The 13,007-nt window shown below is 64.9% G+C and carries 24 protein-coding genes; 16 read left to right on the top strand and 8 right to left on the bottom strand.

The features are described 5' to 3' along the window. Positions 1-15: 15 nt before the first annotated feature. The 7 genes from ACFWYM_RS12630 to ACFWYM_RS12600 all read left to right on the top strand — a co-directional run bounded on the left by ACFWYM_RS12630 (position 16) and on the right by ACFWYM_RS12600 (position 4,301). The gene (locus ACFWYM_RS12630; RefSeq protein WP_384834332.1) at positions 16-1,167 is read left to right on the top strand and encodes a DUF5047 domain-containing protein; all 1,152 of its coding nucleotides are present in this window, start codon (positions 16-18) and stop codon (positions 1,165-1,167) included. Next, positions 1,168-2,241, top strand: coding sequence for a hypothetical protein (locus ACFWYM_RS12625; protein ID WP_384834329.1), 1,074 nt, complete (start codon positions 1,168-1,170; stop codon positions 2,239-2,241). Beyond that, positions 2,205-2,519, top strand: coding sequence for a hypothetical protein (locus ACFWYM_RS12620; protein ID WP_384834326.1), 315 nt, complete (start codon positions 2,205-2,207; stop codon positions 2,517-2,519). Before ACFWYM_RS12625 ends, ACFWYM_RS12620 begins: the two co-directional genes overlap by 37 nt. 149 nt (positions 2,520-2,668) lie before the next feature. Further along, complete coding sequence (locus ACFWYM_RS12615) at positions 2,669-3,139, top strand: hypothetical protein (RefSeq protein ID WP_384834323.1); 471 nt, start codon at positions 2,669-2,671, stop codon at positions 3,137-3,139. A gap of 14 nt (positions 3,140-3,153) precedes the next feature. Beyond that, positions 3,154-3,924, top strand: a complete 771-nt coding sequence (locus ACFWYM_RS12610) for a LysM peptidoglycan-binding domain-containing protein (protein WP_384834320.1) — start codon at positions 3,154-3,156, stop codon at positions 3,922-3,924. Beyond that, positions 3,921-4,118: a hypothetical protein gene (locus ACFWYM_RS12605; protein ID WP_384834318.1), complete on the top strand. Its 198-nt coding sequence runs from the start codon at positions 3,921-3,923 to the stop codon at positions 4,116-4,118. The genes ACFWYM_RS12610 and ACFWYM_RS12605 overlap by 4 nt, the downstream gene beginning before the upstream one ends. Before the next feature lie 15 nt (positions 4,119-4,133). Further along, positions 4,134-4,301 carry a DUF397 domain-containing protein gene (locus tag ACFWYM_RS12600; protein WP_384834315.1) on the top strand — a complete coding sequence of 56 codons (168 nt, stop codon included), beginning with the start codon at positions 4,134-4,136 and terminating at the stop codon, positions 4,299-4,301. A 58-nt stretch (positions 4,302-4,359) separates the two neighbouring features. Here ACFWYM_RS12600 and ACFWYM_RS12595 read toward each other — a convergent pair whose 3' ends face one another. The 5 genes from ACFWYM_RS12595 to ACFWYM_RS12575 all read right to left on the bottom strand — a co-directional run bounded on the left by ACFWYM_RS12595 (position 4,360) and on the right by ACFWYM_RS12575 (position 6,719). After that, on the bottom strand, positions 4,360-4,578 hold the full coding sequence (locus ACFWYM_RS12595) for a hypothetical protein (RefSeq protein WP_384834312.1): 219 nt from the start codon (positions 4,576-4,578) through the stop codon (positions 4,360-4,362). 22 nt (positions 4,579-4,600) lie between these two features. Then, positions 4,601-5,350 (bottom strand): hypothetical protein, encoded by a 750-nt coding sequence (locus tag ACFWYM_RS12590; protein WP_384834309.1) that lies wholly within the window; start codon positions 5,348-5,350, stop codon positions 4,601-4,603. Positions 5,351-5,352: 2 nt separating this feature from the next. Continuing rightward, complete coding sequence (locus ACFWYM_RS12585; protein WP_384834306.1) at positions 5,353-5,589, bottom strand: hypothetical protein; 237 nt, start codon at positions 5,587-5,589, stop codon at positions 5,353-5,355. Continuing rightward, positions 5,586-5,987, bottom strand: a complete 402-nt coding sequence (locus ACFWYM_RS12580) for a hypothetical protein (protein ID WP_384834302.1) — start codon at positions 5,985-5,987, stop codon at positions 5,586-5,588. The genes ACFWYM_RS12585 and ACFWYM_RS12580 overlap by 4 nt, the downstream gene beginning before the upstream one ends. A gap of 204 nt (positions 5,988-6,191) precedes the next feature. Then, positions 6,192-6,719 carry a hypothetical protein gene (locus ACFWYM_RS12575; protein WP_384834299.1) on the bottom strand — a complete coding sequence of 176 codons (528 nt, stop codon included), beginning with the start codon at positions 6,717-6,719 and terminating at the stop codon, positions 6,192-6,194. A 119-nt stretch (positions 6,720-6,838) separates the two neighbouring features. Between ACFWYM_RS12575 and ACFWYM_RS12570 the strand changes: the two genes are divergently transcribed. Together ACFWYM_RS12570 and ACFWYM_RS12565 are read left to right on the top strand one after the other, a co-directional pair. Continuing rightward, positions 6,839-7,087: a sigma factor-like helix-turn-helix DNA-binding protein gene (locus ACFWYM_RS12570; protein ID WP_384834296.1), complete on the top strand. Its 249-nt coding sequence runs from the start codon at positions 6,839-6,841 to the stop codon at positions 7,085-7,087. A gap of 31 nt (positions 7,088-7,118) precedes the next feature. Beyond that, positions 7,119-8,201: a hypothetical protein gene (locus ACFWYM_RS12565; protein ID WP_384834293.1), complete on the top strand. Its 1,083-nt coding sequence runs from the start codon at positions 7,119-7,121 to the stop codon at positions 8,199-8,201. Positions 8,202-8,240: 39 nt separating this feature from the next. Here the strand turns inward: ACFWYM_RS12565 and ACFWYM_RS12560 are convergent, their stop codons facing one another. Next, positions 8,241-8,456 (bottom strand): hypothetical protein, encoded by a 216-nt coding sequence (locus tag ACFWYM_RS12560; protein ID WP_384834290.1) that lies wholly within the window; start codon positions 8,454-8,456, stop codon positions 8,241-8,243. Positions 8,457-8,537: 81 nt separating this feature from the next. Here ACFWYM_RS12560 and ACFWYM_RS12555 point away from each other — a divergent pair, with 81 nt between their 5' ends. Beyond that, a complete protein-coding gene (locus tag ACFWYM_RS12555; protein WP_384834287.1) occupies positions 8,538-8,750 on the top strand; it encodes a hypothetical protein in 213 nt (70 codons plus the stop codon). Positions 8,751-8,803: 53 nt separating this feature from the next. Continuing rightward, complete coding sequence (locus ACFWYM_RS12550; RefSeq protein ID WP_384834286.1) at positions 8,804-9,007, top strand: LexA family protein; 204 nt, start codon at positions 8,804-8,806, stop codon at positions 9,005-9,007. Positions 9,008-9,009: 2 nt separating this feature from the next. On the opposite strand, the gene ACFWYM_RS12545 is transcribed toward ACFWYM_RS12550, so the two are convergent. Together ACFWYM_RS12545 and ACFWYM_RS12540 are read right to left on the bottom strand one after the other, a co-directional pair. Continuing rightward, positions 9,010-9,858: a helix-turn-helix domain-containing protein gene (locus ACFWYM_RS12545; RefSeq protein ID WP_384834283.1), complete on the bottom strand. Its 849-nt coding sequence runs from the start codon at positions 9,856-9,858 to the stop codon at positions 9,010-9,012. A 13-nt stretch (positions 9,859-9,871) separates the two neighbouring features. Further along, complete coding sequence (locus tag ACFWYM_RS12540; protein WP_384834280.1) at positions 9,872-10,624, bottom strand: DUF6879 family protein; 753 nt, start codon at positions 10,622-10,624, stop codon at positions 9,872-9,874. Positions 10,625-10,798: 174 nt separating this feature from the next. On the opposite strand from ACFWYM_RS12540, the gene ACFWYM_RS12535 reads away from it, so the two are divergent. The 5 genes from ACFWYM_RS12535 (at position 10,799) to ACFWYM_RS12515 (ending at position 12,537) form a co-directional block, all read left to right on the top strand. Continuing rightward, on the top strand, positions 10,799-11,014 hold the full coding sequence (locus ACFWYM_RS12535; RefSeq protein ID WP_384834277.1) for a hypothetical protein: 216 nt from the start codon (positions 10,799-10,801) through the stop codon (positions 11,012-11,014). A 62-nt stretch (positions 11,015-11,076) separates the two neighbouring features. Then, entirely contained in the window at positions 11,077-11,235 is a 159-nt protein-coding gene (locus ACFWYM_RS12530) for a hypothetical protein (RefSeq protein WP_384834274.1), read from the top strand. Positions 11,236-11,437: 202 nt separating this feature from the next. Next, positions 11,438-11,632 (top strand): hypothetical protein, encoded by a 195-nt coding sequence (locus ACFWYM_RS12525; protein WP_384834271.1) that lies wholly within the window; start codon positions 11,438-11,440, stop codon positions 11,630-11,632. A gap of 123 nt (positions 11,633-11,755) precedes the next feature. Continuing rightward, positions 11,756-12,271 carry a hypothetical protein gene (locus tag ACFWYM_RS12520; RefSeq protein WP_384834268.1) on the top strand — a complete coding sequence of 172 codons (516 nt, stop codon included), beginning with the start codon at positions 11,756-11,758 and terminating at the stop codon, positions 12,269-12,271. 32 nt (positions 12,272-12,303) lie between these two features. Further along, positions 12,304-12,537 carry a hypothetical protein gene (locus ACFWYM_RS12515; protein ID WP_384834265.1) on the top strand — a complete coding sequence of 78 codons (234 nt, stop codon included), beginning with the start codon at positions 12,304-12,306 and terminating at the stop codon, positions 12,535-12,537. Positions 12,538-13,007 lie beyond the last annotated feature (470 nt).

The following is a 13,007-nucleotide window of genomic DNA, read 5'->3' as shown; positions in this document are numbered from 1 at the left end:
AGCGGAGGCGAGCCGATGACTGTGCAGCGTGCATCGGCTCGCCTGCTCGCCGAGATCCGCAGGTCACACACGGTCTACTCGTACGTGGACGTGATCTCTCCGACGCAGGAGCGGGTACGTTTGCCCGCTACCGGGGGAGAGGTGAGCTGCGACCGTACGGCCGCGGTGCGGCGGACCTGTAAGGCTGTCTGCGTAGATCCTCTAGGGACGCTGGTCCCGAGCGACACGACCAGTCTGCTCACGCCGTACGGAACGGAGCTGCGCCCGTACCGGGGCGTCCGCTACGCACCTACGACGGAGCATCCCGAGGGCGAGATAGACGTGCTGCCTCTCGGGGTGTTCCGGCTGTCGAAGGTCACCATCCAGGACACCACGGGCGGCAGCCCAGACATTCAGCTCGAAGCCTTTGATCTGTCCCGGACTGTGGCTCGCGACAAGTTCACGTCGCCGTACGTGATCGCCGTAGGCACGAACATCGTAGATGCGATCAAGGGCATCCTGGCGCGCACCTTCCCCGACTTGTCGTACGACTCGATCAGCACGACCAGGACCACGACGGCGCCGCGGCTCTACGATGTCGGCGATGATCCGTGGGACGCGGTGACGGAGCTGGCGCAATCCCTGGGCTGTGACATCTATTTCGATGTTGAGGGCTGGGTGGTGATCGCGCCGCCCGCCGATATCGACGCTTTGCCGACGCCCGACTTCACGTACGTCGAAGGCGAGCGCTGCACGATGATCGACCTGTCTAGGGTCTTCACTGACGAGCCTGGATACAACGGGGTCGTGCTGACGGGGGAATCACCCGGGGATGAACTGCCGCCCGTAAGAGCAGTCTCGTGGGACGAAGAGCCCACGTCGGCGACGTACCACCTGGGGCCGTACGGCGAGGTGCCGCAGTTCATCACGGACCAGCTGATCAAGACTGTCGACGAGGCGCAGGCCACCGCTGATCAACTGCTCAGGAACCTGCTTGGTTTCAGCTCGCAGCTCTCCATAAGCGGCATCGTCAATCCGTCCTTCGAGGCCGGTCAAGTCGTCCAGGTCGTACGCGCCCGCTCGCATGTCTCCGGTCTCTATGCCGTGGACGCATTCAATGTCCCGCTGGACGTCTCCGGCACACAGTCACTGACCTTGCGCCAGAAGCGCACGGCGGGGGGTGGGTAGATGTCTACTCCCTCCGAGCCCGGCGAGTCCGTTCCCCAAGAACCGCCCGTAGTCCCGGAAGAGGCCGCGGCGCAGGACCAGGCGGCCGAGCAGCAAGCCGCGGACACTGCGCAGCTGGACGCGATACGCGAGCTGGCCACGGAGATCGCCAAGCAACAGATCTTGGCTTTCGACCCGGCGACGATCCGCAAGGGCACGGTTACCGCGATCGCGTCCACGTCGGCGCCGCCGACGCTGTCCGTCCAGATCAGTGGCGACACCACGACCACGATCGACGGCATCCGCTACATCGACAGCTACGCGCCCGAGATCAACGACACTGTTCTGATCATCAAGCAGGGTACGGACCTGGTCGCCCTCGGGGAGATCGCCGGGCAGTTCAGCGAGTCGAGCTGGACGACGGTGTCACTCGCCGCAGGCTTCAGTCACAACGGCAACAGCAACGGCAACGTGGAGATCCGCCGCATCTGGGATCACGGGTGCTGGAAGGTCCAGATGCGCGGCGCCGCGAACCGCAGCTCCGGAACGCTGATTGCCAACGTCCCTGCCAACTACCGGCCCACCGCCCGGCGTTCGCTGCTCTGCACCAGGACGGCCACGGGCGGAAGCAATGTCGTCAAGATCGACGTAGAGACGACAGGCGATATCAACATGGTCGGCGGCACCACGGCGCCGAACGGCGGCAACACCGGGGACGAATCCGCCCACAGTCACGGCATGGAGAACAACGACCATGACCACGGCGGCGGCGTTTCCTATGAGGGGTCCCACACACACGGTATTGCCAACAACGATCATAACCATGGCGGTTCGACGAACTCGGCATCCGGCCACACGCACGGCATTCAGGTCACTACACACAAACACGGTTCTCCCGCCGACGGTGAGCCCGGCGGTACGACCAGCGTGAACAATCACAGCCACAGCCTGAACACCACGACGCATAAACACGGCTCGGCGACCGCTGGCCAGCCGGGCGGTACGACAGGGACAGAAGCGCACCATCACAGTTTCGCGCCGACGGTCGATGACCCGTCATGGATTTCTTTCAATCAAATCGAGTATTTCCTTTGATTATTGCAGCTGATCCGGCTACTGGCGTCCTTGTCCAGTACGGCGCGGTTGGTGCAGTGGCCTTACTTGCGCTGGCCGCTGTGCGAGTTCTGTACGCGAAGATGAGCGCGGCGCTGGACCGAGAGACGCAGCGCGCCGACCGCCTCGAAGAGGAATTGCGCAAGCTCAATGAAACGGTGCGCACTGAATATGTCGACACCATCAATACCGCTGCGCAGGCTATCGCTGAGGCGAATCGGGCTATCGAAGACGCCAGAGCCGCGGTCAGACGGAGCTGATCCTATGGCGGGAGAAGGCAGAATTGACAAACTGCTGGCCGACTCGGAAAGGCTACGCAATGAGCTGCTGCGCATGGCAGGGAAGCTGGCGGCGTTCTCGGCCGAGCTGACGTCAGAGGCGGCCTCGCTGCGGCGGGAGGCGGGGGAGGATGAAAGAGCCGGGGACAGATCGCCTCGCGCGCCTGACTGAACTGGCGCAGACGCTTATCGACGAAGTGGCCGAGCTGGCCGGAGAAAACGGCGCGCAGCTGGTGACGCTCACCAAGCGATCGCGCACTAATCGCAGGATGATTCTCGTCACGCTGGCGTCCCTTGTGCTGGACGTGGCGCTGACGGTGACGATGGCGCTCGGTCTCGTACGGGTCGACCACAACGCCGACCGGATCGACTCTCTGACGCATCGCCTGGACGTGGCACAGTCCGATACCCGGCGTAAGGCTTTCTGTCCGTTGTACACGATTTTCCTCAGCTCGAAGTCAGCGCAGGGGCGCAAAGCGGCTGCGGACCCCAAGGCATATGACCACGCTTTTGACGTCATTGAAGAGGGGTATAAGGCCCTGAATTGCGGCGAGTTCATCGACGACGCGCAGCCGCCTTTCACCGAGGCGCCGAAGAGTTGAGGGAGGGGAGCTTCATGAAGACCGGCCCGCAGAAATATCCGAACGCGTCCCTGGCCTACTTCTACCAGTCGCGTCTCGGCGGCGACGCGATGGAGGTAAACGCGATCGTCTGGCATACGACGGAGGGGACTTCGCTCCCGTCGTATGACGGCGGAACGCAGGCTCCAACGCTGACGGCCGTACCTGACTTCCGGGCGCACAAGCTGAAGTGGTTCCAGCATTTCGACTTCGATGTCTCTGCCCGAGCGCTGGTCAATCGGTCTGGCGGGGTGCAGACGAACACGCTGAACGTGGCACAGGTCGAACTAGTTTCGACGTGTGACCCGGTGACCCATGCCCGCTGGACCAGGCAAGGGGTACAGCACCTTTTCGCCCCTGAGGTTCCGGATTGGGTAATCCGCGACCTGGCGGCATTCGCGAAATGGGCGAACGAGAAGCACGACGTTCCGCTCTCCAGCGGCCTCACGTTCAAGGCGTATCCGGCCAGCTATGGAGCTTCAAGCGTCCGTATGTCGCCGTCGCGCTGGCTCGCCTTCAAGGGGCACTGCGGACACCAGCACGTACCGGAGAACGACCACGGGGACCCGGGGAACTTCCCGATGGCCGCGATCCTCGCAGCGGCGAAGGCGCCGACCACACACACCGTCCGCCCCGGTGAGACCTTGTCCAGCATTGGCGCCCTGGTCGGCGTGCCCTGGCTGGACATCGCGCGGGCCAATCACATCAGCACCCCGTACCGGATCTATCCCGGCCAGGTGCTCACGATCCCGAAGAGGCAGTCATGAAGACGTATCTGATCCGGCTCGGCGAGCTGGTCGCTGTGGCGTTCGTCGGCGGCGTCGTAGAGTCCCTGCGCTCCGGCGGATGGAGCCTGAGCCATGCCGCCCTTGCGGGGGCGCTGACGGCGGGCGTGATGGCCGTCTATGGGCTACTGGCCAAGCAGGGCGGCGGCGACCCTCAGCGGCCGACCCTGAAGTGATCAACTGGAGGCACAGTGAACTGGCACAAGTCCACGTACAGCGACGTGCAGAGCTGCATCGAGGTCGCCGACGGCGACCGGGCCGCGGTCTTCGTCCGCGACACCAAGGACCACGCCGAGGGAACCCTCACGGTCACGCCCGCCGCGTGGCAGGCGTTCGTCACCGAGGCGAAGCGTCGCTGAACCAGCAATAGCGAAAGCCCCCTTCACCTTCGGGTGGAGGGGGCTTGTTTGCGTGGGGTCAGTCTGCCTCTTGCCTGTATTCAAGGGCCTGCGCGATGCGCTGCCGAGTCCTCGCGTACAGCTCCGGCCCCCCGCTGGACCTGACAAGCTTGTTTACGAGATAGTCGGCCTCTTTGTGTCCTGAACTCAGAATGATTTCGAAGAGCCATTCAGTCTCCAGGTGGGTAAAGACGGGGCGGGTGGCTGCGATGGCGGAGCGCAGCGGCTGACTGCTCATCACTGGTCATCCCTTCACGTGATCAACTGTGCTTGAGCTGCCTGGAATCGGCGTCGACCGTCCATTCCTCGGGCGGCGTGATGGCGCGGGCAGGTCCCGGCCGGTTGGGCATGCCCTTGATGGGACGGGACGCCGGGGCGACCTGGCGCGTATCGGCCAGGAACGTCACGGTGCGGTCCGCTCGGTCCACACTGGCGATCTCGCCGGACATCAGATAGCCGTCGACTGCCCGGAAGGTGACGCGCTGGCCCGCCTCGAAGCGGCCGTTGGCGCCGCGGACGAAGGCGGGCTCTTCCGGGGCGGGCTCGTCGGCCGGAGCTTCGTCGGCCGGAGCTTCGGGCTCAGGGCGGGACACAAAGCGATAGCAGCCCGCCGGACTGCGAAAGACGGCACCCCCAACGTGCCGCGTCGCATAGTCCCCGAGAGCGCTGGCACCTAGCCAGGTGGCCCGGCCGAGCGTGTAGACGCTCTCTACGATGTCACCCTCGCGCAGCTCATCTTCGGGGGTGGGCTCAACGAGCGGACCAGTGGGCGCGGTTGTCCGCTCATGCTCGCCCCACCCCGCGTCGGTGAGCTGAGCCTCGAAGACGCGGGTACGAAGGCTGCCCAGGATGCGATCGGCGGCAAGCCGGGTTGTCACCGTGCACAGTCCGGCCCGCTCCAGGGCGCGCACCGTGGTCACACTGAAGCCGTCGCCGGAGTGGACTGTTCCGTGGTGCGCGCGCATGTAGTCCAAGGCCCGCTGCTGGGCGGAGGTGAGCTTGGCGGTCATGTCTACTTGACTCCCAGAACGCGGGTTGCGACGGTCCGTGCGCCCTGCCTGCGGAAGTCGGGCAGAGCCTTCTTGGTGGCCTCTTCGATCGTTGCCAGGTTGCTGTATCCGGCGTGGCGCCACCGGTCCTCGCGGGGGTCGAACCACCACGTTGCCCACTGCGGGACCTTGCCGCCCTTGGTGTGCTCGATGGTGCCGCCGTCGGGATGCTCAATGATGTACGTCGGCCGGTCTGTCACAGCTCCTCCTTCGAGATCAGGGCGTCCTCTTCCATGGTCACGTCCTGTCCCTGGGCACCCCGCTTCTTGCCGAGGCTGAAGGCGTCCTGTGGGCTGAGTCCCCGGGCGATCACTTGCCCGTCGATCAGCACCTTCCACGTGACCATCTCGTACTGCTGCCGGACGTAGAGCACCGCTTCGGCAACGGCCTCGGGGTGGTCGGGCTTGTGCCGGGCGCGGTTCACGTAGGCCGTGAACGCCTGTTGGATCATCGAGGGGGAGGGGGCGCCGTCCGGCGCCGCCTCATCCAGGTCCTCGTACAGGTACGTGACCGCCATGTCCCGGACGATCGGATCCTTGATCAGCGCGTTGCGCTCTTCCAGCATGGCGAGGCGCGCGGCGCGTTCATCCGGGGTCATGATCGGCTCTCCTTCATGTCCACGCCGACACTCGCCACGGCGATGGCCAGCAGGGCAATGATGTACCAGTGCGCCCATATCCAGCGCGCGACGTCGAACAGGATGAAGTCCATGATCCCTCCCATGCCGATGGGGACTTGCTGAGTGCTCCCGGTCTGCCTTTGCGGCTACGTCCGTGGTGACCGTGACCGGGGCTGATGATGCTCACTGACCGTTGTCGATGATCTCGGCGTCTGCGCTGAAACCGCCGTCCACGCGAACCGGGACGACCGTCACACTGGTAGCACCGGCCAGACCGCGCCCGCCGCCGATGGTGTCAGCTTCGGCAGGCACGCGGACGGTTCCCAGGTAGAAGCCCTTCTTGGCGTTAGCGGCGCGCTCCCTGTCGGGGTTCCGCGAAGTGGACTCGTTCAGGTACTTCGAGCCCAGCAGTGCGCGGGCTTCGGCGTTGAAGACGATCCAGGTAAAGCCCCACTTGCCTTGCTCGCGGACGGCGGGAATGGGGGTCCCCGCGGGGATGACCGCCCCGTCGGCGCGCTTGAGATCGGCGGCAGTGAAGATGGCGCGGAAGTCCCAGACGCCGCCGTTCTCGTCGACCTCGGCTTGTACCTCGCGCTCTGCGGCCATCACGCCGTGGGCCCACTGAGAGACGAAGCCATCAGTGTCACTGCGCTCGTACGATTCCTGCGCCTTGGCCCGCTCTTCAGCGGCGGTGGTGTCGGTGTCCTTCATGATCTCTCCCTGGGTGATCACTCTGTGGTCTGTCTTCGTTCTACCTCATTTATAGGGCCCTATAAGTCTCGGTGTCCAGAGGTCTCGCCAAGATTCTTATAGGGGGCTATAGTGGCGCCATGGACCAGACGCCTGGAGCGGCCGTGCGTGCCGCCGTTGATCAAGCCCTGGCGATGGGTGACCCTGCGGAGCGCGCGTTCGCGATCACCGAGATTCTGGCTGTGATCCAGGATCGTCAGGGGGAGCTGAAGGGGGCTCGTCAGGCTGACGTTCGCACCCTTCGCGAGACGCTCACCCTGGAAGAGGTAGGGGAGCGGATCGGTGTTAGCACCGGCCGCGTCTCGCACATCATGACCGGGCGCACCTGAGCGCCCCGACGCTATGCGATTGAGGAACGCCATGACTTCTCCCGCCGACCCGAGCCCCTCGCTTCGCGCCGCCGACGTCTCCCGCAAGATCGCTCCGGCCCTCCAAGCCGTCGGGCTGCGCAAGAGCGCTGCCTACGGATGGACGGTCCGTCAGTACGCCCCTGGCGCCGTCGATGTCACCCTGAATTTCTTCGGGGACGGTGATGACGCAAAAGCCCTGGACATCATCCGTGAAACCCTCGGCGATGCCTATGGCGTGGAATATATTCCGGCGCTTTCCGATTACGAGCACCTGCCTGACGATTTGTACCGCTGCGCTATCGTCAGCATTACCCGTGTTCCAGCCAAGGAGCGTTCCAGCATGGACGAACAATCCGTCGTGACCGTTAAGGTTCCCGGCGCCCTGGATCACGAATACAGCACAGTTCACGAGAATGACGGCGACACTCTTGATGCTGCCGACCGGGCCCTATATGAGGCATGGGGGCGGCGTCGTACATCTCCGGCGGGAAAGGTCGTCACCGTAGCCGTGCCGAGCGAAATTCTGCCCCAGTTTGCCCTTCACTTCAGTGAGCTAGCGGACTTTCATCTCAGCGACAAAGAGAGCGAGGCTGACCCCGCCCTTGGCGAAGAGGCCCTGAAGGTGCTGAGTGCACTGGCAGAGCAGGGTATTAAACCGGCCGGGGTGTCCGGCTACCGGATGCCCAATGCTGATGACCAGGCCCGCTTGGACGCCGACATTGCGCACGCCGACGAGAAGCGGCAGCAACAACAGGAGCGCAAGGCCGCACAAGACGCGCGCGCTGCGAGCTGGGATGCGCTCGGCCGCGAGGAGCAGCAGAGGGCCGAACTGGAGCTGCTCGACAGGGCCGCGAAGACGCTGGGTGTGCAACGACCGGAGGGGCGGCGTTGGCTACAGATCGACGGGCGCACCGTGGCACGGGTCGGCCGCGGCCGGTTGAACATCGAGGCCAGCAGCCTCCGTGATGAGGTAACTGCTGTGCATCAGGCGCGCGCTGCACTGGCTGCCGCTGGGTGGGTCGACTACGCCGACGATGACCGCTACGTCAGCGCCCTGCCCCCCGAGCGCAGCGAAGAGCCCCCGGCTCAGTGAGGAGTCGGGGGCTCTTGCCGGTGGCCGCCGGTCATCTTCCTATCGCAGTGTTCCGTCTCGCTTCAGCTGCTTGACGTATGCCCGCTCACTGTGCGCCCGCTGCCGCTTCTCGCGGTTCGCCTTGATCTTTTCGCGGTTCTCGTTGATCGTCGCCTGATTCCGCTGGAACCGCCGCATCCGGGTCCGGTAGAACGGCGTCAGTAGCTGGCGCAAGATCGGATGCTTTGCGTCGCGGCTCTTCGGGATGTCGCCCATGATGTCCCCCTCTCCCCAGCATCGACGGTACTCGCGCCGGGGCCGATGGCCACTGCACCGCGTCGCTTAAGCTTCGACGACGTGACAGACATTGATTTCCCCGCCGACCTGATCGAGAAGGAAAGTCTCTGCTGGAGTGAGATCCAGCGGGGCGCACTGACCGTAGAGACCGCGCTCGCCGTGCACGAGGGGATCGCGGCGCTGGCCGAAGCGTCGGGACACTCGCGGCTCGACATTGAGATGGCGCTCAAGAGGCTGGTCCGGCATCCGGAGATCGAGGCGGCGAAGAGCTGAAGGTCTGCACCGCAGCTTGCTCAGAAAATCGAACACCTGCTCTAGTGGTGTGCATGACCGAACGGCAGGAACAGATCATGCGCTGCATCCGGCAGCGGATCGCGGACACGGGGGAGTGCCCGACGCTCGCGGAGATCGCGGCGGACGTCGGGCTCTCCAGCCGGTCATCCGTGCACTACCAGCTGGGGCAGCTCCAGGCGCAAGGTCTGGTCGTACGCGACGGCCAGCGCTGGCGGGCGTACCGGCTCGCGAGCTGATGTCACCGTGACCCAAGCGCCCGCCGCGCCGAGTTGATCAAGTTGTGGGCGTCGGCACCGTAGACGGCGGACTCACGCAGGGTGTTCCAGACGCGCAGGTAGGTGGCCACACTGTCGGCGTCGTCGATCCACAGCTCTGCGTGCCAGCTCTCTGTGATCACCCGGTGCTCGTCATAGATCCAGAAGCCACCAACAGGGGGGATCTTCAGGGACGCCTGTAGCGGAATGATCCCTAGGGTTACGGTGCTCAGTCCCATGATTCCGGTAAGCCGGTCAAGCTGAGCGGCCAGCACGGCAGTTGGGCAGACGCGGGCATGCAGGGCCGGTTCCCACATGAGGATGTTGTACCGCTTGCCGCTGGAGTAGAGAGCGTCTTGCCGTTTGAGGCGGGCGCCTACGGCCTCCTCGATGTCCCGCTGAGACTGCTGGAGGCTGGCATAGCGGCCGAAGATCGCGCGGGCGTAGTCGGCCGTCTGGAGAATGCCGACGATCATTGCACTCTGGAAGCCGTGGAACGTACGCGTCTGCCGGTGCTCTGCGTTGAGGGTCTCTTGCACGGGCCGGTGACCGCGGGCGAGCTGCCTGCGCCATGACCTGACGTCCAGTTCGATATTGCGCTGCTTGGTCAGCAGTTCATCGGCGGCTTCGGGGTGGCCGGTTGCGACGGTCCACGCCTGAAGATCTTCCGGCGCTGCGTTCTGGCGCCCCGTTTCCAGCTTGGAGATCTTCGACTGCTCCCAGTTGAGGAGCACGGCAAGTTGTTTCTGGGTGAGCCGACCCCCAGGGCGCGAGAGCCGGAGTTCGCGGAGACGCAGCCCAAGGGCTACCCGCGCTTGCTGGAAGTCGGTCACCTAGTCACGCTCGCTACTCCTCCGCGGTCATCCTGGCCGCGAACTGCTCGTAGGGGATGGCGTGGTGCATGGCCGCATCGCGCGCCTGGAGGTATTGGTTGACCTTGACCGGTTCAGTGATCAGCTCAACATCGAGCAAGGTGTCCTCAGCGTCGAAGTTGAGCAGAGCAACAAGCCGGGAATCGAAGATCCAGAAGTCTTCCTCCGGCAGACTCAGCCGTTCCACGTCAGTCCGTGCCAGGCTGCGGATGTCCTCGCCGACTGTCGAGTTCCGGCGCGCGTTGTCGAGAAGGTAGAGCTGGCCGATTGAGGGCGGGTTGTCGACGACGCGCACACGCTCAACGCGCTTGCCCTGGCTGGCGAGTTCGCGTCGGTGCCGACACCACGGGGAGTCAAGATCCCACGAGGCGTGGCCAGTTGCCATGAACTCGCGGTAGGTGTCCGCGGCTTCGTCGGACGCGTAGCGGCGCCGCATCTCAAGGCGCCACGCGGTGTGCTCAAAGGTGGTGAACAGCTTCGCGAACGCGTCCAGATCGATCAGCTTGGGCACCCGGTTGACCTCCTTGGGGGCGAAGTCGATAAGCAGTTCCGGCGGTACGACGATGGCGACTTCGCCGTCCCCGAGGTGCCGAAGCTGGCCGATGTCCTCGGGGTCGGTGAGTGCCGGGCCGTGCACGATGACCTCGTGTGAGTCGAGATCCACGTGCACGGACGGGCAGCCGTCGTCCCCGCTGCCCGTGCCATTGAAGCGCAGTCGTCGGGCCATGATCAGTGTCCCTTCACTGGGAGTTGATCCACTCATCATGGGCGGGTAGTTGGCCCTGCACCACAGGGTGCACCTGGACCACGCGAGAATATAGGGCCATATTCAGTCAGCGCAGAAGAATATCTGAGCATATGGCGTAGTGATGCCCACCTCGCCGTCCCTACCGTCCTGGTCATGGCCACTACGCAGGAGCAGGAGCCGCAGAGCGTTGATCCCTTTGTGGCGGCAGAGACCCTGAGGACGGCACTTACAGATGCGGGCATCGTCTTCCCCTCGCTTGCGGTTGACGTCGCCTCACCCGCCCTGGCTCTCGTGAATCTCGGGCGCATCCGTGCGGAGGTGGCCATACAGCTAGCTGATCAACTCCGGCGAGGGGGCCGCGAGACGTGAACGCCAGATGGCCTGACGGCGCCCTAGTCGTCGACACAGAGACAAACCGACCCGGCTGGGTGATGGGCCACATTGGCCCGTACGTCCAGCTGCGGCCCCCGGGTGGCGGACGTGAGTGGGACGCCGACCCCGCCCGCGTCCGCGCCGCCACCCCTGACGAGCAGCTGCACGCGAACGTGACCGAGACCAGCCTCAACAAGGCAGCGGAGCAGACGTCATGAGCACGGTGGCGAGTCTTGATCCGAGCATGCTGAACGGTGATCAGAAACGCGGCTGGGCCTGTGCTCTGTGCGGCGCGCGACTCTACAGGGACCGGCCGCTCGGCGAGGTCACCCTGACGACAAAGTACGAGACCGAGGTCATTGAACTTTGGGGCTGCGCGCCAACGTGTGAGGACGTGGCCCGCGTTCGTGGAGCACAGTCATGACTGTCTGCCGCAAGTGCGGCCAGGAGACGGAAGCCCCGATAGCCGTGGCGCTGGAGCACGTGGCGTCTGGTGCCGGACGCGTGGTCTATCTCTGCGAATTCTGCCGCGATCTGCTCGGGCTCGTGCCGCTGGACCAGCACCCCAAAGGCAGCTGGGGATTCCCGCTGTACGAGACGGCGATAGCTCCCTAAGACGTGACGGCGGGCGGCCCCTCCCTGCTCAGCCCGTCGTCACTCGCAATCCCGCCCCGGCCATCCCACTGCCAAGCGATATAGCCGGGGCGGGCCGCCCTCTACAAGAGAGGAAGTCCCATCATGTCCGAACCTCCTTATCCGCTTCCCCCTGATCCGCCGGGCGGGCCGGACCCGGCGTCGCCGCGCACCCTGATCCCTGCCGCGCAGTACGTCAGTTGCCGCAAGACGGTCATGGATGCAAACCCCGACATGGCCGAAGAGATGGCCGGACGGATCGTCGATGAAGCCCTGAAGTTCGTGGCTGCCTGCGCGGCGCATCCGGCGGTGGGGCTTGCCCCGTCCAGGATTGTCGACGAAGGGTGGCACGCGCTGATCCTGCACACGGCGATGTACGCAGAGCTGTGTGACGATCTCGGCATGTTCGTGCACCACTTCCCTGGGTGGGATCCGACGCACTATGACCCGGAGATCTTGAACCGTACGCGCGCACTCATAGGCGCGTGCGGCTATGTCGCGGACGCTGAGCTGTGGGGTCCGCCGACGGGCAAGACCTTGGTGTCCGTGGCGGCGAACTGCCAGCACGCGCCCGAGTGCACGATCAGGCCCATGCCGCAGCCGGAACCCCCGGTCAGCTGATGAGCCAGCCACGGGGGCCGTACGCTGGCCGCATGAACAAGGATCAAGCGCGTCATCTTGAGCGCCTGCTCGGTCTGTGCGGGATGCCCGGCGTTGCGGCCCCGGTGGCCGAGGCGGAACCAGCCGGTGAGTGGCGGATCTACGACGGCACTGACCCGGCAACGCGGAAGGACATCACGGCTGCATCGCGTCAGCGCCTGGACGACGGTGCGAATCGACGGCCGACGGGAACGGCGGCCCGCGGCTTCATCGTCCCCGGCTCTTAGCTGAGTGTCATAGACAAGCATCAGGTGTGCCCCCGCTCCTTCACCATGAGGAGCGGGGGCGTCGTCGTCTGGCGTAGGCGCGTCTCAGCCGCGGGCCGTGGCGCACACCCGGTGTGAATCGCGCGCGATAGATATATGCGTGCATGCTCTGGCCCCACTCGATGCACTGCGCAACAGTGGCATATGCCCACGTGGTTGAGGCAGCAACCGGTTGCCGTGCGGAGATCCATGACGGGGCGTGGCGCGTGTAGATGCAGGGGGCAACGGCCTTGGGGCGTGAGGGGAGTTGGAGAAAATCTTGAACCGGACATTGGCGGACACGTTGACACCTGTCGGACACGGAGGAATATGGACCACCTCACCGAGCGTGGTTAATTCCTCCATCAGTGAGGAGCGATCAAACCGACTGTCCCTGTGTGCGGTGTGGAGCCGACGTGAGGGGGCTGAGGCAGATGTAGGCACCCGCCGCA

Source organism: Streptomyces sp. NPDC059009 (assembly GCF_042740175.1).
Lineage (GTDB): Bacteria > Actinomycetota > Actinomycetes > Streptomycetales > Streptomycetaceae > Streptomyces.
The sequence above is the reverse complement of the archived record's forward strand: the minus strand, read 5'-3'. Positions and strand labels throughout refer to the sequence as shown.

Bases quoted from the DNA above. Each gene is read 5' to 3' on its own strand.
- ACFWYM_RS12630 (WP_384834332.1), top strand. From the start codon at position 16: ATGACTGTGCAGCGTGCATCGGCTCGCCTGCTCGCCGAGATCCGCAGG.
- ACFWYM_RS12625 (WP_384834329.1), top strand. From the start codon at position 1,168: ATGTCTACTCCCTCCGAGCCCGGCGAGTCCGTTCCCCAAGAACCGCCC.
- ACFWYM_RS12620 (WP_384834326.1), top strand. From the start codon at position 2,205: ATGGATTTCTTTCAATCAAATCGAGTATTTCCTTTGATTATTGCAGCT.
- ACFWYM_RS12615 (WP_384834323.1), top strand. From the start codon at position 2,669: ATGAAAGAGCCGGGGACAGATCGCCTCGCGCGCCTGACTGAACTGGCG.
- ACFWYM_RS12610 (WP_384834320.1), top strand. From the start codon at position 3,154: ATGAAGACCGGCCCGCAGAAATATCCGAACGCGTCCCTGGCCTACTTC.
- ACFWYM_RS12605 (WP_384834318.1), top strand. From the start codon at position 3,921: ATGAAGACGTATCTGATCCGGCTCGGCGAGCTGGTCGCTGTGGCGTTC.
- ACFWYM_RS12595 (WP_384834312.1), bottom strand. From the start codon at position 4,578: ATGAGCAGTCAGCCGCTGCGCTCCGCCATCGCAGCCACCCGCCCCGTC.
- ACFWYM_RS12590 (WP_384834309.1), bottom strand. From the start codon at position 5,350: ATGACCGCCAAGCTCACCTCCGCCCAGCAGCGGGCCTTGGACTACATG.
- ACFWYM_RS12580 (WP_384834302.1), bottom strand. From the start codon at position 5,987: ATGACCCCGGATGAACGCGCCGCGCGCCTCGCCATGCTGGAAGAGCGC.
- ACFWYM_RS12575 (WP_384834299.1), bottom strand. From the start codon at position 6,719: ATGAAGGACACCGACACCACCGCCGCTGAAGAGCGGGCCAAGGCGCAG.
- ACFWYM_RS12570 (WP_384834296.1), top strand. From the start codon at position 6,839: ATGGACCAGACGCCTGGAGCGGCCGTGCGTGCCGCCGTTGATCAAGCC.
- ACFWYM_RS12565 (WP_384834293.1), top strand. From the start codon at position 7,119: ATGACTTCTCCCGCCGACCCGAGCCCCTCGCTTCGCGCCGCCGACGTC.
- ACFWYM_RS12560 (WP_384834290.1), bottom strand. From the start codon at position 8,456: ATGGGCGACATCCCGAAGAGCCGCGACGCAAAGCATCCGATCTTGCGC.
- ACFWYM_RS12550 (WP_384834286.1), top strand. From the start codon at position 8,804: ATGACCGAACGGCAGGAACAGATCATGCGCTGCATCCGGCAGCGGATC.
- ACFWYM_RS12540 (WP_384834280.1), bottom strand. From the start codon at position 10,624: ATGGCCCGACGACTGCGCTTCAATGGCACGGGCAGCGGGGACGACGGC.
- ACFWYM_RS12535 (WP_384834277.1), top strand. From the start codon at position 10,799: ATGGCCACTACGCAGGAGCAGGAGCCGCAGAGCGTTGATCCCTTTGTG.
- ACFWYM_RS12530 (WP_384834274.1), top strand. From the start codon at position 11,077: ATGGGCCACATTGGCCCGTACGTCCAGCTGCGGCCCCCGGGTGGCGGA.
- ACFWYM_RS12525 (WP_384834271.1), top strand. From the start codon at position 11,438: ATGACTGTCTGCCGCAAGTGCGGCCAGGAGACGGAAGCCCCGATAGCC.
- ACFWYM_RS12520 (WP_384834268.1), top strand. From the start codon at position 11,756: ATGTCCGAACCTCCTTATCCGCTTCCCCCTGATCCGCCGGGCGGGCCG.
- ACFWYM_RS12515 (WP_384834265.1), top strand. From the start codon at position 12,304: ATGAACAAGGATCAAGCGCGTCATCTTGAGCGCCTGCTCGGTCTGTGC.